Genomic DNA, 15,154 nt, shown 5'->3' on the forward strand with positions numbered 1-15,154 from the left:
TGGTTTTAGGATGAGGGCAGGTGTTTTGGTGGAAAAGGAAGAAAATGGTATCCGATCTTGAATATTTAAAAAGCAAGGAGACGGACGGATACCGTCGCAGGCTCATGATTTTATTTGCCATTGCAGCTGGGTTTTTTCTGCTGCTGCTGATGCGCCTCTTTTATCTCCAGATTTTTCAGGGCCATGAGTATGCCCGCCTTTCCGAAAATAACTGTATCCGCCTTCAGAGTATTCCTCCCCACAGGGGACTTATCTATGACCGCCACGGGACCCTTCTGGTGGATAACAGGCCCGCTTATGATCTTATGATTGTTCCTGGTGACGCCGGAAATATCATCGAGGTGCTGGAACGGCTTTCTGATCTTACCGGAATTGCCGTTTCTGATTTTCAAAGTCGCCTTGAAAGCCAGCGGGGGCCGGGTTTCAGGGCTGTTCTTCTTCGTCAGGATCTGGACAGGGATGCTGTTGGGCTTATCAGTGCCAGGCGTTATGATCTGCCGGGTGTACGCATAGAAGCCAAACCCAGGCGTCAGTATATGTATCCGGGCCTTGCAGCTCACCTCATAGGTTATCTTGGAGAGGTCAGTTCGAATGAACTCCAGCGGCCTGAGAACAAGGATCTCAGGGGTGGTGACTTTATTGGTAAAACAGGGGCTGAAAGGGTGTATGATGCAGTACTCCGGGGGGAACGGGGCGGGCGTCAGGTGGAAGTGAATGCCCGTGGGCAGGTGATACGTATTCTGCAGACCGTACCTGCGAAACCTGGTGGAAGTCTCTATCTTGCTTTGGACAGGGATCTGCAGGGCCGTACGGAAGATCTCATGAAAGACCGGGTCGGGGCTGTTGTTGCACTGGATCCCACCAATGGTCAGGTGCTTGCAATGGTATCCAGCCCTTCCTTTGATCAGAACCTTTTTGCCAGAGGTATCCGCACGGATGAATGGCGATCCCTTGCACAAAATCCCCATCGTCCCATGGAAAATAAAGCAATTCAGGGCTTATATCCGCCTGCATCAACTTATAAGATGATTTCTGCCATTGCAGCCCTTGAAGAAGGAGTTGTGGACAGTGAAACCCGTTTTTTCTGTTCCGGTTCCTTACGTTTCGGAGACCGGGATTTTCGTTGCTGGAGGAGAACCGGTCATGGAAATTTGAATTTGCGGGAAGCCCTGGAGCGCTCCTGCGACGTATATTTTTATAATGTTGCCCAGCGTCTGGGGGTTGACAGGCTTGCCTGGTATGCAAGGGCTGCGGGGTTTGGCCGGAGAACTGGCGTGGATCTTGACCATGAAGAGGCGGGACTGGTGCCGACGGCTGCCTGGAAACGACGCAGAACTGGCGTTTCATGGCAGGCAGGCGAAACCCTTTCTGTCATCATCGGACAGGGCTACAATTTGGCTACCTGCATGCAGGCAGCTTTGATGGCAGCTGCTCTGGGTAACGGAGGGATTTTGTACCGGCCTCAGGTTGCCCTTGAAATCCGGAAGGCGGGGGGAGAGGTTGTGCGGCCTTTTACACCGGAGGTGACCGGCCGCCTGCCCGTAAGTCCTGAGAATCTGGAGCTGGTGAGACTATCCATGAGGGATGTTGTGCATGCCCCGCAGGGGACAGCCCGGGGTATCCGGACCTCCGAGTTTGATATGGGTGGAAAAACAGGTACGGCTCAGGTTCTCAGCCGCAGAACAGAAGAGGAGGAGACTTCTTCAAGGCCGGGTTTTGAGCCTCATGCCTGGTTTGTTGCCTTTGCACCCTATGATGATCCCAGGATAGCTGTGGCTGTGATTGTGGAGCATGGTGAAGGGGGAGCCAGAGTGGCGGCTCCCATTGCTGCGGAAGTGATGCGGAGTTACCTTGTTGGGTCAGGAGAAAAATGAGTTTGCATGATGCGGGGTGTATTTTAGCTGATCTGTTTTTTTGTCCTCTGGCGGATGTACTGATGTTCATGGGGGTAATGAACGGGCTGAAAGTGCTGAAGGAAGGGTGATGTTCGACAGAAGACTGATTACTCATTTTGACTGGGGGCTTCTGATCCTGACCCTGATTCTGGGCGCCATGGGGATCGGTATTCTTTACAGTGCCGTGAATGCGGGAGGGAATACCTCGCAGGAAGGTCTTCTGTTGAGGCAGCTTTTATGGTTTGCCATCGGTGGCGGGCTTATGGTTGTCTCCATGTTGGTGAACTATAAGCGTTTTGACCAGTGGGGCCTTGTTATTTATGCAGGCTGTATTCTTCTTCTGATTGCTGTTATGGTTTTTGGTCGTTACGGTGGGGGGGCCAGACGCTGGTTGATTCTGGGACCGGTCAGTATTCAGCCTTCTGAGCTGATGAAAATCGCCATATGTATCGTTCTTGCAAGATATTTTGCAAAAATTTTTATGGATGGAGGCCTGGGTTTTAAGGATCTGATTCAGCCATTTTTATTGATTCTTATTCCTTTTTTACTTATTGTTCAGCAACCGGATCTGGGCACAGCCCTGCTTCTTTTTGTTATTGGCGGAAGCCTGACGCTTTTTGTGGGATTGAAGCGAAGTACTTTCTGGGGTCTTCTGGCTGCTACAATGGCAGCAGCTCCTATGGTCTGGCTTTTTTTAAAGGATTATCAGAAAAACAGAATTCTGACTTTTCTTGATCCTGGTAGGGATCCGCTGGGTACCGGGTATCACATTATTCAATCAAAAATTGCCATTGGATCAGGTCAGTTGTTTGGTAAGGGGTTTCTGGGGGGTACTCAGAATGCCCTGGATTTTCTTCCGGAACAGCATACAGACTTTATTCTATCTGTACTGGCGGAGGAGTGGGGCTTTGTGGGGTGCAGCGTGCTGCTTTTCCTCTACCTGCTTTTTCTGGCATGGAGCCTTAATGTTGCCTATCGCTGTCGGGATTCCTTTGGAACATTTCTGGCTGTGGGAATTACGGCCATGAATTTCTGGCATATATTTATAAACATGGGCATGGTTATGGGCCTTCTGCCCGTTGTGGGGGTTCCTTTGCCCATGGTGAGTTACGGAGGATCTTCTGTTGTAACCACATTGCTGGGTATTGGTATTCTGCTGAATATCAGCATGCGCAGGTTTCTTTCGGATTGATGCTTTTTTTCTGCAAAGCAGATGAAACGGATGTTTTTGAAGAGTAAGTGCAAGTTTTTTAAAAAACATTGAAAAAGGAGGTTTGATGCTAAAATATGCTTAAAATATCAGGAATTTTTGAAAAAATCTTTGACTTTTTTGGCTTTTCAGTGGTAGGAAGCCTCGATTAAGTTTATGGCTGTGCGATTCGACAGATGTCCGGTGATCCGTATATCCGTCCGGTGAAGGCACAGATACGCAAAAGGTCTGGAACGCACGAATTCTGGAGGGCATTTATGAACATCAGCGTGGACGGATCCTTAGGAGTCCAGATCCTCAACTTTGTTGTGCTGATCGTTGTGCTGAACGCAGTGCTGTACAAACCCATACGGCAAATCCTTGCAAAACGCAGGGATACGGTCGAAGGGCTTTCATCGGCAATTTCACGGATGCAGTCTGAGGGTGATGAATGCCTTGAGGCTGTGAAGGCTGGTATCAGGGAAGCCAGAACCCGTGGAGTAAAGGAAAAAGATGCTGTAATTGAAAGCGTCAGCGCAGAAGAAAAAAAGCGGGTAGCCGAGATTCAGGAAGGGATCCAGAAGGATCTTGAAGCCTTCCGCATGCGTATTGCAGGGGAAGCTGAAGAGGCCCGGAAGGCTCTTGCCTCCCAGGCAGACGTCTTTGCCTCTGCCATTGCAGAGAAGATTCTCGGGAGGGCGATTTGATTATGAATGCAAAGGGTAGAAAACTGTTTTTTGCAGCACTGGCTTTTTTTATGGGTGCAGGTGTAGCCTTTGCTGCAGGAGATGGAGGAGAGTCGTGGAGTTCCATTGACACCTACAAGGTCATGAACTTTACGGCCCTTGTCCTTATTCTCTTTTTTCTTCTCCGGAAACCCGTTGCCAGATTTCTGAATGGGCGGATTGACGGAATAGAAAAACAGCTGGCAGACCTTGAGGAGCGAAGGCTTGCTGCAGAACAGGAACTGGCTGAATACCGTCGTCAACTGGAAAATATGGAAGACGAGGCTAAATCCATCCTGGAACAGTACAGAAAACAGGGCGAGGCTGCAAAGGAACGTATTCTTGAAGAGGCAAAAGCCTCTGCGGAGAAAATGCGTGAGCAGGCCCGTCGGAATATCGAACATGAGTTTGTTCGTGTTCGTGCAGGGCTTCAGGCGGAAGTTATGGAAAAAGCCCTGGAGCGGGCGGAGGCTCTGATTCAGGAAAAAATCAGCCCGGAAGATCATGCTCGGCTGACGGAAGAATATCTTAAAAAGGTGGTGGCATCGTGAAAAATCTTGCGGTAGCAAGGCGATATGCCAAAGCCTTGCTTTTAATTGGAAAAGAAGACGGGCAAATGGATACTTACAGGCAGGAGCTGCAGGATGTCTGTATGGTTTTTCAGGAAAATGAGGGCCTGCGTCAGATTCTCTCCAATCCTCTTCATGCCCGAACATCACGGAGGCAGATTCTTGGCTCGGTTCTTCAGAAAATGTCCCTGACTCAGGTGATGCAGTCTTTCATGCTTTTGCTCTTTGATAAGGGGCGCATTGTAAGGCTTGCGGACGTAGAGCGTTCCTACAGGGATCTTGCAGATGAGTTTCAGAATATTGCCCGTGCGCGGATCACATCCGCTGTTTCCCTGAGCGATACGGCTGTTGCGGGAATCCGCAATGCCCTTGTTCGGATGACAAACCGGGAGGTTGTCCTTGACGTGCATGAGGATCCCCGGATTATCGGTGGAATTGTCACCAAGGTCGGGGATCTGGTCTATGATGGTAGTATCAGAACCCAGTTACGGAATCTGAGAGAATCTTTTAAGAGGGGTGAAGGTATCTGATGGAAATCAAAGCGGAAGAAATCAGCCAGATCATCCAGGAGCAAATCAAGGATTTCGACAAGAGCGTACAGCTCAGCGAAACCGGTGTTGTCCTGTCTGTTGGCGACGGTATTTCACGTGTGTATGGCCTTGAAAAAGCGATGGCCCTTGAGTTGATCGAGTTTCCCGGTCAGGTGTTCGGTCTGGCACTGAACCTTGAAGAGGATAACGTAGGGATCGCCCTGATGGGGCCTGATACTGGCATTAAAGAAGGTGATGTGGTCAAGCGTACCGGGCGTATTGCCCAGGTGCCGGTGGGTGAAGCCATGCTGGGCAGGGTAGTGGATACCCTGGGTCAGCCTCTGGATGGAAAGGGACCTATAAATGCAACGGAGTCTCGCCGTCTTGAAATGGTGGCTCCCGGCGTTGTGGACAGGAAAAGCGTCCATGAGCCCATGTACACGGGTCTTAAGGCTATTGATGCCATGATTCCCATTGGTCGTGGTCAGCGTGAGCTTATCATTGGTGACCGGCAGATCGGTAAGACTGCTGTGGCCATTGATGCCATCATTAATCAGAAGAACAGTGGCGTTAAGTGTATTTATGTGGCCTGTGGTCAGAAACAGTCCACTGTGGCTCAGGTGGTTGCCGTTCTTGAAGAAAACGGTGCCATGGAGTATACCACAGTGGTTTCTGCCTGCGCCTCAGATCCTGCGGCTCTGCAGTACCTTGCCCCCTATTCCGGCTGTGCCATGGGCGAATATTTCAGGGACAAGGGTGAGCATGCCCTGATTATCTATGATGATCTTTCCAAGCAGGCAGCGGCTTACCGTCAGGTATCCCTTCTGCTTCGTCGTCCTCCCGGGCGTGAAGCTTTCCCCGGTGATGTTTTCTACAACCATTCCCGTCTTCTGGAGCGTGCTGCAAAGCTTTCCGATGATCTGGGGGCAGGTTCCCTTACGGCCCTTCCCATTGTAGAAACCCAGCAGGGTGACGTTGCCGCCTTTATTCCCACTAACGTTATTTCCATTACAGACGGTCAGATTTATCTGGAGCCCAATCTTTTCTTCTCCGGTGTAAGACCTGCTGTAAACGTGGGTATTTCCGTTTCAAGGGTTGGTGGTTCCGCCCAGGACAAGGCCATGAAGCAGGTGGCAGGAACCCTTCGTCTGGATCTGGCACAGTATCGTGAACTGGAAGCCTTTGCAGCTTTTGGCTCCGACCTTGATGCAGCTACTCAGCGTCAGCTTACCCGTGGTGCCCGTCTGGTTGAAATTCTGAAACAGCCCCAGTTCAAGCCCCTGAAACTTGAAAATCAGGTGGCCATAATATATGCGGGTACCAAGGGCTATCTGGATCAGTACTCCCTTGAGATGGTGCCCAAATATGAAGCGGGTCTCCATCCCTTCCTGGAAGCCCGTCATGGGGATATCATGAATGGCATTGCCGAAGAAAAGAAGCTTACCGATGAGTTGGAGGCAAAGCTGAAGGATGCTCTTAAGGCTTATGGTGAAGAGTTCAAGGACACCATCAAGTAAGGTAGCCGGAGCTTATCATTAGCAAACACTGACTCTAAATAAGGTGATTTCATGGCAACGCTCAAGGAAGTCAAAACAAAGATCTCCGGGGTCAAAAAGACCAAGCAGATCACCAAGGCCATGAATATGGTCGCGGCTTCCCGGCTCCGGAGCACACAGCGGCGGATGAGTGCATTTCGTCCCTATGCTGTCAAATACGGAGAAGTGCTGGGTAGCCTTGCTGGCAGGGCAGGGGAAGGCGCAAGCCCTCTTCTTGTTCCCCGGGAAGAGGTAAAGAAGGTTCATCTGGTCATTTGTACATCCGACCGCGGGCTTTGCGGCGGTTTTAACAATAATATTACAGAAGCAGCAGGGCGCTGGCTGCAGACCCTGGAAGAAGGCGTTGAGGTTTCTTTTACTGCCTTTGGTAAAAAAGGCCGTGAGTGGGTCCGCAAGAACAAGGGTGATCTGAAAGATGTTCATCTGGGCGTTGTGGGCACGGTTTTCGGGTTTAATGTTGCATCCACGGCTGGCTTAAAGCTGATCTCCGACTTTTTGGAAGGAACCTATGACGAGGTTCATATCATTTATCCGGAATTCCAGAGTATGAGCCGTCAGGTACCTGCTGTTCACCAGCTTTTGCCCATCCCTGCAGCTGCTCTGGTGGATGAAGAAGCCCTTGAAGATGAAAAGATAGAGGAAGACTATATTCCTGAGCATATATGTGAACCTTCACCGGCGGCTCTGCTCAATGCCATGCTTCCGAGAAACGTTCATATTCAGATTTTCCGTGCTCTTCTGGAAACATCCACCAGTGAACATGCGGCACGTATGGTGGCCATGGACAACGCAACCCGGGCCTGCAATGACATGATCAAGGATCTGAACAGGATCTTCAATAAGGCACGTCAGGCGGCGATTACCAATGACTTGATGGACATTGTCGGAGGAGCCGAAGCCCTCAGGGGATAAGGGACCCGACATGTTTGAAGTTACGGAGGCAATATAATGAGTAAAAATATTGGCAAGATCAGGCAGGTCATGGGGCCGATTGTGGATGTGGAGTTCGAACCCGGAAATCTGCCCAATATTCTGACCGCCCTTCTGATCTCGAACCCGGCGATCAATGATGAAGAAGATAACCTTGTTGTAGAGGTTGCCCAGCATCTGGGTGATAATCTGGTTCGGACCATTGCCATGGACGTTACCGATGGTCTGGTTCGGGGTATGGATGTCAGGGATACGGGAAGGCCCATTCAGATGCCAGTGGGTGAGGCTGCTCTGGGACGGGTTCTGAATGTTGTGGGTCGTCCGGTTGACGGCAAGGGGCCCATTGATATGTCCAAAACTTCGGATATTCATCGTTCGGCTCCTGCCTTTACCTCACAGGATACCTCTGTACGTGTTCTTGAAACAGGTGTTAAGGTTATTGACCTGCTGGTGCCCTTTCCCCGTGGTGGCAAGATGGGTATGTTCGGTGGTGCCGGTGTTGGTAAAACCGTTATCATGATGGAGATGGTTAATAACATCGGTATGCATCACGGTGGTATCTCCGTATTTGCAGGCGTAGGGGAAAGAACCCGTGAAGGTAACGACCTTTACCATGAAATGAAGGATTCCGGTGTTCTTCACAAGTGCTGCCTTGTGTACGGCCAGATGACCGAACCCCCCGGAGCCCGTGCCCGTGTTGCCCTTTCCGCCCTTGCGGAAGCGGAATACTTCCGTGATGTGGAAGGCCAGGACGTGCTTCTCTTCATTGATAACATCTTCCGTTTCACCCAGGCCGGTGCTGAGGTTTCCGCCCTTCTCGGACGTATGCCTTCTGCTGTAGGTTATCAGCCAACGCTTGCGGTGGACATGGGTGCCCTGCAGGAGCGTATTACTTCTACTGATAAGGGTTCCATCACGGCGGTTCAGTGCGTTTATGTTCCTGCTGATGACCTTACAGACCCTGCTCCTGCAACAACTTTTGCCCATCTGGACGGTACAGTAGTTCTTTCCCGTGCTATTTCAGAGCTGGGTATTTATCCTGCTGTGGATCCCCTTGATTCCAGTTCCCGTATTCTTGATGCCAATTTTATTGGTGAAGAGCATTACAGGGTTGCCCGTACGGTGCAGCAGATTCTTCAGAAATATAAAGATCTTCAGGATATTATTGCGATTCTCGGTGTGGATGAACTTTCCGATGAGGATAAGCTTACCGTAGCCCGTGCCCGTAAAGTGCAGCGTTTCCTTTCCCAGCCCTTCCATGTGGCAGAACAGTTTACCGGTATTCCCGGCTGCTATGTGAAAATTGAGGATACCATCCGCTCTTTCAAAGAAATTTGTGAGGGCAAACATGATGATCTTCCGGAGCAGGCTTTCTATCTTGTTGGGTCCATTGAGGAAGCCGTTGCCAAGGCCGAACGCATGGCCGCAGAATAAAAGACGAAGGGGGCCTTATGGCAGCCAGTATCAAGCTTGAGATCGTAACCCCCGAGCATGTGGTGGTGGACGAAAGTGTACAAACCGTCGTTGCTCCAGGACTTCTCGGAGAATTCGGTGTACTGCCCGGTCATACTTCGTTTATTACCTCGCTGAAACTGGGGGCCCTGCGCTATGAAGATACGGCAGGGCAGACACGCTATGTTTTTATAAAAGAGGGTTTTGCAGAAGTCCTTCCGGATAAGGTTACCATCCTTGCGGAGGCGGCAGAACGGCGCAAAGATATTGATATAGCTCGTGCGGAAGCGTCCCTTGAGCGCGCCAAAAAGCGTCTTGAGGAAAAGAGCAGAGAAGAAAATATAGACTTTCTGCGTGCACGGGCAGCATTGGCAAGATCCATCAACCGGATTCGTCTGGCTACGGGTCAGGAACCTGATTGATTCCATAGATTTTTGTTTTGTAAAGAGGGGCGGGCACGATTATGGGCTTTGCCCCTTTTTTCATGGCTTGGAATTGTTTGGAATGGGGGAGTATGGCATACTTCTGTGGTTTGGCCGTGATTATTCTTGCCGCAGGAAAGGGTACCCGCATGCGATCGGATCTTGCCAAGGTCCTTCATCCTGTGGGCGGAGTGCCTATGATTGTCCGTGTGGCAGAAAGTGTTCAGGCTCTTAATCCGAAAAAATGTGTTGTGGTTGTGGGGCATCAGGCGGAATCTGTGAATTCTGCCCTCCGGGACTACCCCTTTTCTTTTGCTTTACAGGATAAACAGCTTGGTACGGGCCATGCTGTTGCCTCTGCCATTTCTTTTATTCCGTCAGATTGCCAGCAGGTTCTGGTTGTTTGCGGTGATACGCCATTGATCCGTACGGAGACCTTGATGCGCCTGTGTCGTCAGCACTCAGAAGAAAAGGCAGCTTTGACTTTGCTGGCCGTTCATCTTGAGGATCCCCATGGTTACGGTCGGATTCTTTGTGATTCCGATGGGAAGGTGAATGCAATTGTTGAGGAAAAAGATGCTTCTTCTGAAGAAAAAAAGGTATGCCTTGTGAATGCGGGCTTCTATTGTTTTGACCGCAGCTTTTTGGTCCGTGAAATTGCCGGGCTTGATCAGAATAACAGCCAGGGGGAATACTATCTGACGGATCTGTTGGCGGTTGCAAGGGCTGCCGGAGAGCGGGTGGCATGTGTTTCTGCTGATTTTCCAGAGGAAGTGATGGGGATTAACTCACCGGAAAACCTTGAAGTTGCTAATTTACTTGTGGGGAAGGCAGCGGGCCTTAACCAATTCCCTTGACTTCATTTACTATGGTTGATTATACTGACTTTCAAGGACGAAGAGGTGAAAAGTGGAAAGAGAAGTGGTGTTAAACAGATTTGATGCAATAGAGTCCAAGGTGGAGCGTTTGCTTACACATTGCAAGACCCTTGAAGAGGAAAGAGATTTACTCAAGGCGGAGCTTGCGGATATAAATGCACTGCTTGAAGATATGATGCAGAAAGAGTCTGAGCGTGTGCAGGATGAAGAGGCAATGCAGAAGAAAATAGATGCTTTGCTGGAAAAGCTGGATGCATTTTAAAAGTGCATCTGAATCAAGCATAACCTTAATGGTCTGAATATAGTGAAATTTGGATACCATCGTAACAATACATATGTTTGGCGAGGTGTACAAGTTTAAGGCGGAGGCAGGCGTTGCCGATGCGAAAGAGGTTGCCGATTTTTTGATGGAAGAGCTTGGGCGGGTTGAAAAGGATCTCGGCCCTCAAGCAAAAACCGTTACCAAAACAGCAAAGCTTCTGCTGGCTACCATGAATATTGCCAATTCGTATTATAATCTTAAACGGCAGCATATGGAAACGGTGTCAGAATTGACGCAAAGATCGGATGCCTTGCTAATGGCCTTGGAGGCGGTTCCAGATACTCCTCCTTCTATAAAAGAATAAAACCCCTGCAGTGTTTGTGATTGATATGCCCTTTGACCCAATGTTTTATAAAAGGGAGCTTTCTCTGGTACTGGTGTGCATGTTCTGATTCTTATCAGAAAAGCCTTAAGGTATCACAAGGCGCCCACTTGAACCTATCGGTTCAAAGGTTTTTCCAACACGGCACATGCGGGGGTATGCTTGATATGTCATCCCCACCATCCTTTCTCTTCTCTCCCTCCTTTTTTTCTTCTGCTTTGCATTTTTATGAAATGCAGATTCTGTTTTATTATCTGTTTTTGCAGGTTTTTTTTGATTTTATTATCCGTATGCAGCGGCTTTTTTTGATTTGTTAATTACTGTAAATAAATGACAGCACGCACCTTGCATACTCATAATCAAATGCCCAAGGATCAAAGAACAGTATTTTTATACCTGTGCAACGGAGGGGTCTGCACCAGTCCTCCGGACAGTTTCTGATCGAAATGTTTTTTTGGCTTAGGTCATGCCTTTTTGATCGGTGTCAGGCTTGTATTTTAATGCTCAAAACACTTTGGTGTATGTATGTGTTTAAAATCCTCGCCTCCCATGGATGGCAAAAATGGTTTTCGCTCAGTTGGTGTGGGCATCACGGGATGGATAAAAATGCTTTCTCTGCGAGCTTGGGGTACGGTCGTTGTGGGGGATGCGGTGTGTTGAATGGGGAGATCGGGGAATGACAGGATATGGAATTTTAATAGGGTTGCTTTCTTTTGGGGCAGGGGTTGGGATTGCCTATTGGATTCGGCAGCAACTGGATGCCCAGAATGAACAGGCAGCTCGAAATGAAGCTGTTCGTCTGTTGGATGATGCGAGGCGGCGTTCCGACAGTCTTCTGAAAGAGGCTGAGGTTGAGGCCAAAGATCGCCTTTTCAGAATGAAGAATGAGTTCGATGCAGAAACTGCTGAAGTCAGGTCAGAACTCAAACGCCAGGAACAAAGGCTGATTCAAAAAGAAGAAAATATAGAAAAAAAGCATGATCAGAATGAGCAGAAAGAACAGGAGCTGCAGAAGATCGAATGTGGCCTCCAGGAAAAAGAGGATTTGCTTGCAAAGAGGTCTGAAGAGCTTGATGTTCTGATAGGTAAGCAGCATGCGGAACTGGAAAAAATTTCCGGTCTGACGAGTGATCAGGCCCGGGAAATTCTGATCCGCTCCATGGAAAATGATGCCCGCTATGAGGGGGCCAAGCTTGTTAAGCGGATTATGTCCGAAGCCCATGAAGAAGCTGATAAAGAAGCTAAAAAAATTCTGGCAACGGCCATTCAGCGTTTTTCAGGAGATTTTGTGGCAGAACGGACCGTTTCTGTTGTTGCTCTTCCCAGTGATGAGATGAAAGGCCGGATTATTGGCAGGGAAGGGCGGAATATCAGGGCCCTTGAAGCTGCAACCGGGATTGATCTTATTATAGATGATACTCCGGAGGCAGTTATTCTTTCAGGATTTAATCCTGTCCGCCGGGAGGTTGCACGTCTTGCCCTGACCAAGTTGATAGCTGACGGCCGGATTCATCCTGCCCGTATTGAAGATGTAGTAAAAACTGTGGAAGAAGAGGTGGATCAGACCATTAAAGAAGCTGGTGAGCAGGCGGCTTTTGATCTGGGTGTCCACGGGATTCATCCTGAACTGATCAAGGTTCTTGGGCGTTTGAAATTCAGGACCAGTTATGCTCAGAATGTCTTACAGCATTCTGTAGAGGTTGGTTTCCTTTGTGGTATTATGGCGGCAGAGCTTGGTCTGAATGTAAAGCTGGCCAAGCGTATGGGCCTTTTGCATGATTTGGGTAAGGCCGTGGACCATGAAGTTGAAGGGCCCCATGCTCTGATAGGGTCCAAGCTGGCTAAAAAATTTGGGGAAGCGTCTACGGTTGTGCAGGCTATTGCTGCCCATCACGAAGATATACCACCTGAAACTGTATATGACCTTCTGGTGCAGGCTGCGGACAGTCTTTCTGGTGCCCGTCCCGGTGCCCGTAAGGAACTTCTGGAAAATTATGTAAAACGCCTTGAAGATCTTGAAAGTATTGCCTGCTCGTTTAAAGGGGTGGCAAATTCCTACGCAATACAGGCAGGTAGGGAGTTGCGGGTTATTGTGGAGAGCGATAAGATTTCCGATGAAGAGTCAGTATTGCTTAGTCGTGATATTGCAAGAAAAATTGAAGAGTCACTGACATTCCCGGGGCAGATTCGGGTTATTGTGATCCGGGAAACGCGAGCCGTAGGGTATGCGAATAAATAGCCATTTGAAAAGTCTTTGGTGGGTGAAGAAATATAGTGCCCTTGCAGTTTATAATGGCGGAGATTTTCTGTCAGGAATAAGTTTTTAATTTTTCCGGGGGTTAAACAATGGATCGGGTAGGAAAGGAAGCCGGTATGAATGCTCTGGATGTTCTCAGATTGAGGGGGTTTGTAGAAAGCACAACGCATGAAAAAGAGCTGGAAGATTATCTGGGAACTCCGGGACGCTATTGTTATATCGGGTTTGATCCTACAGGATCCAGCCTGCATGTCGGGCACCTTGTAACGGTGATGGCCCTTGCCCACATGCAGAAATGCGGACATCGGCCCATGGCCCTTGTGGGAGGGGGTACCGGCATGATAGGTGACCCCAGTGGTAAAACGGAAATGCGTCAGCTTCTGACTCCGGAGATCGTTGCCGAGAATAAAGCCGGACTGAAGGCACAGCTTTCTTCGTTTCTTGATTTTTCTGATGGTAAGGCTGTTCTGGTGGATAATGCGGACTGGCTTTCTGATCTTCAATATATCCCTTTTCTAAGGGATGTGGGATGTCACTTTAGTGTGAACCGTATGGTAAAGGCTGAAAGTTACCGGGCGCGGCTTGAATCCGAAGAAGGGCTTAGTTTTATAGAGTTTAACTATATGCTGCTTCAGGCTTATGATTTTTATGTCCTTGCTGAAAAATACGGGTGTTTTCTTCAGATGGGTGGCAGGGATCAGTGGGGCAATATTGTTGCAGGGGTTGAGCTTGTTCGTCGGAAGGCCCAGAAAACAGTTTTTGGCATCACTTTTCCCCTTATCATGACTTCTTCTGGCATAAAAATGGGTAAAACCCACGCAGGGGCTGTTTGGCTTGATCCTGAGCGGACTTCTCCCTACGATTATTATCAGTTCTGGGTGAATACCGATGATGCTGATGTGCAGCGCTTTTTGAAATTGTTTACCTTCCTTCCTATGGAAGAGATTGAGGCAGTTGCAGGCCTTGATGGGAAAGATCTGAACGCTGTGAAGGCTGTTTTGGCATATGAAGCTACGGCCATCGTCCATGGTAAAGAGGCTGCGGACCTGGCACACGGCGCAGCTTCTGCTGTTTTTGGTGGTCGGGAGATTCCCGGTGTCATTTTTCCTTCCAGTGAAATATCAAGGCAGGTTATGGCGGATGTTTCGGGGATGCCATGTTCCCGGATATCTGGGCAGGATTTTTCTTCTGGTATGTCTGTGGTTGATCTGTTCTGCAGGGTAGGGCTCTGCGCTTCCAAGGGTGCTGCGAGGCGCCTCATTGAACAGGGTGGGGCCTATGTGAATGGTAAAAGGATTGACAGTATAGATGTGATTTTAGGATCAGATACCTTTGAAGAAGGTGCCCTGGTGCTTCGTAGCGGAAAAAAACAGTACCATCGAATAGAGATGGCCTGAGTATTTTAAGTCATCCTGTCGGTCTGCATTTTTCTGGCCGGCAGGATGTCCTTATAAATCAAGTCCTTATTTTTTTTATTGGTTGAGCGGAAAAAAGTGTTTGACATAAAGGATCAAAATCTGTAATTTGATCTTCGTTGCTGAGCGCAGCGGGTCGAAAGAAATCGATCTTTGAAAATCAGATAGTGAAAGATAAAGAACATGCCCCTGAGTACCCTATCTTTTTAAGGTGGGGGTAGTACCAGAGATTCAACGGAGAGTTTGATCCTGGCTCAGAATGAACGCTGGCGGCGTGCTTAACACATGCAAGTCGAACGAGAAAGTTCCCTTCGGGGGATAAGTAAAGTGGCGCACGGGTGAGTAACGCGTGGATAATCTGCCCTTGAATTCGGAATAACATCGCGAAAGCGGTGCTAATACCGGATGATGTTGTGTTTTCTGCGGGGAATGCAACCAAAGAATGCCTCTTCATGAAAGCATTTGTTTGAGGATGAGTCCGCGTCCCATTAGCTAGTTGGCGGGGTAACGGCCCACCAAGGCAGTGATGGGTAGCTGGTCTGAGAGGATGATCAGCCACACTGGGACTGACACACGGCCCAGACTCCTACGGGAGGCAGCAGTGAGGAATTTTGCGCAATGGGGGAAACCCTGACGCAGCAACGCCGCGTGAGTGAAGAAGGCCCTTGGGTCGTAAAGCTCTGTCAATGGGG

Annotated in this window: 14 protein-coding genes, 1 rRNA gene and 1 other RNA gene; all 16 read left to right on the plus strand. The window is 49.1% G+C overall.

The window, feature by feature from the left end; translation table 11 throughout:
• Positions 1-44: 44 nt before the first annotated feature.
• Positions 45-1,874, plus strand: a complete 1,830-nt coding sequence (mrdA, locus tag FIM25_RS09515; protein ID WP_139448638.1) for a penicillin-binding protein 2 — start codon at positions 45-47, stop codon at positions 1,872-1,874.
• Positions 1,875-1,983: 109 nt separating this feature from the next.
• Positions 1,984-3,087, plus strand: a complete 1,104-nt coding sequence (gene rodA, locus FIM25_RS09520; protein WP_139448640.1) for a rod shape-determining protein RodA — start codon at positions 1,984-1,986, stop codon at positions 3,085-3,087.
• A 275-nt stretch (positions 3,088-3,362) separates the two neighbouring features.
• A complete protein-coding gene (locus tag FIM25_RS09525) occupies positions 3,363-3,791 on the plus strand; it encodes a F0F1 ATP synthase subunit B family protein (RefSeq protein WP_179953287.1) in 429 nt (142 codons plus the stop codon).
• A 2-nt stretch (positions 3,792-3,793) separates the two neighbouring features.
• Positions 3,794-4,360 carry a F0F1 ATP synthase subunit B gene (locus FIM25_RS09530; protein WP_139448644.1) on the plus strand — a complete coding sequence of 189 codons (567 nt, stop codon included), beginning with the start codon at positions 3,794-3,796 and terminating at the stop codon, positions 4,358-4,360.
• Positions 4,357-4,908, plus strand: coding sequence for an ATP synthase F1 subunit delta (gene atpH, locus FIM25_RS09535; protein WP_139448646.1), 552 nt, complete (start codon positions 4,357-4,359; stop codon positions 4,906-4,908). Before FIM25_RS09530 ends, atpH begins: the two co-directional genes overlap by 4 nt.
• On the plus strand, positions 4,908-6,425 hold the full coding sequence (gene atpA, locus FIM25_RS09540; protein WP_139448648.1) for a F0F1 ATP synthase subunit alpha: 1,518 nt from the start codon (positions 4,908-4,910) through the stop codon (positions 6,423-6,425). The genes atpH and atpA overlap by 1 nt, the downstream gene beginning before the upstream one ends.
• 51 nt (positions 6,426-6,476) lie before the next feature.
• Positions 6,477-7,376, plus strand: a complete 900-nt coding sequence (gene atpG, locus FIM25_RS09545; RefSeq protein WP_139448650.1) for an ATP synthase F1 subunit gamma — start codon at positions 6,477-6,479, stop codon at positions 7,374-7,376.
• A 36-nt stretch (positions 7,377-7,412) separates the two neighbouring features.
• Complete coding sequence (gene atpD / locus FIM25_RS09550) at positions 7,413-8,828, plus strand: F0F1 ATP synthase subunit beta (protein WP_139448652.1); 1,416 nt, start codon at positions 7,413-7,415, stop codon at positions 8,826-8,828.
• Between the two features lie 17 nt (positions 8,829-8,845).
• A complete protein-coding gene (locus tag FIM25_RS09555) occupies positions 8,846-9,268 on the plus strand; it encodes a F0F1 ATP synthase subunit epsilon (protein ID WP_139448654.1) in 423 nt (140 codons plus the stop codon).
• Positions 9,269-9,360: 92 nt separating this feature from the next.
• Entirely contained in the window at positions 9,361-10,125 is a 765-nt protein-coding gene (locus FIM25_RS09560) for a sugar phosphate nucleotidyltransferase (RefSeq protein WP_179953288.1), read from the plus strand.
• A 52-nt stretch (positions 10,126-10,177) separates the two neighbouring features.
• On the plus strand, positions 10,178-10,408 hold the full coding sequence (locus FIM25_RS09565; RefSeq protein ID WP_139448658.1) for a hypothetical protein: 231 nt from the start codon (positions 10,178-10,180) through the stop codon (positions 10,406-10,408).
• Between the two features lie 49 nt (positions 10,409-10,457).
• Positions 10,458-10,772: a cell division protein ZapA gene (locus tag FIM25_RS09570; RefSeq protein ID WP_139448660.1), complete on the plus strand. Its 315-nt coding sequence runs from the start codon at positions 10,458-10,460 to the stop codon at positions 10,770-10,772.
• A non-coding RNA gene (gene ssrS, locus FIM25_RS09575) (6S RNA) lies at positions 10,772-10,951 on the plus strand. Before FIM25_RS09570 ends, ssrS begins: the two co-directional genes overlap by 1 nt.
• A 515-nt stretch (positions 10,952-11,466) precedes the next feature.
• On the plus strand, positions 11,467-13,029 hold the full coding sequence (gene rny / locus FIM25_RS09580) for a ribonuclease Y (RefSeq protein WP_139448662.1): 1,563 nt from the start codon (positions 11,467-11,469) through the stop codon (positions 13,027-13,029).
• Between the two features lie 134 nt (positions 13,030-13,163).
• On the plus strand, positions 13,164-14,444 hold the full coding sequence (tyrS, locus tag FIM25_RS09585) for a tyrosine--tRNA ligase (protein WP_139448672.1): 1,281 nt from the start codon (positions 13,164-13,166) through the stop codon (positions 14,442-14,444).
• A gap of 249 nt (positions 14,445-14,693) precedes the next feature.
• Positions 14,694-15,154 (plus strand): 16S ribosomal RNA (locus FIM25_RS09590); the annotation flags it as partial.

The organism is Desulfobotulus mexicanus, from assembly GCF_006175995.1.
Taxonomy (GTDB): Bacteria; Desulfobacterota; Desulfobacteria; order Desulfobacterales; family ASO4-4; genus Desulfobotulus; species Desulfobotulus mexicanus.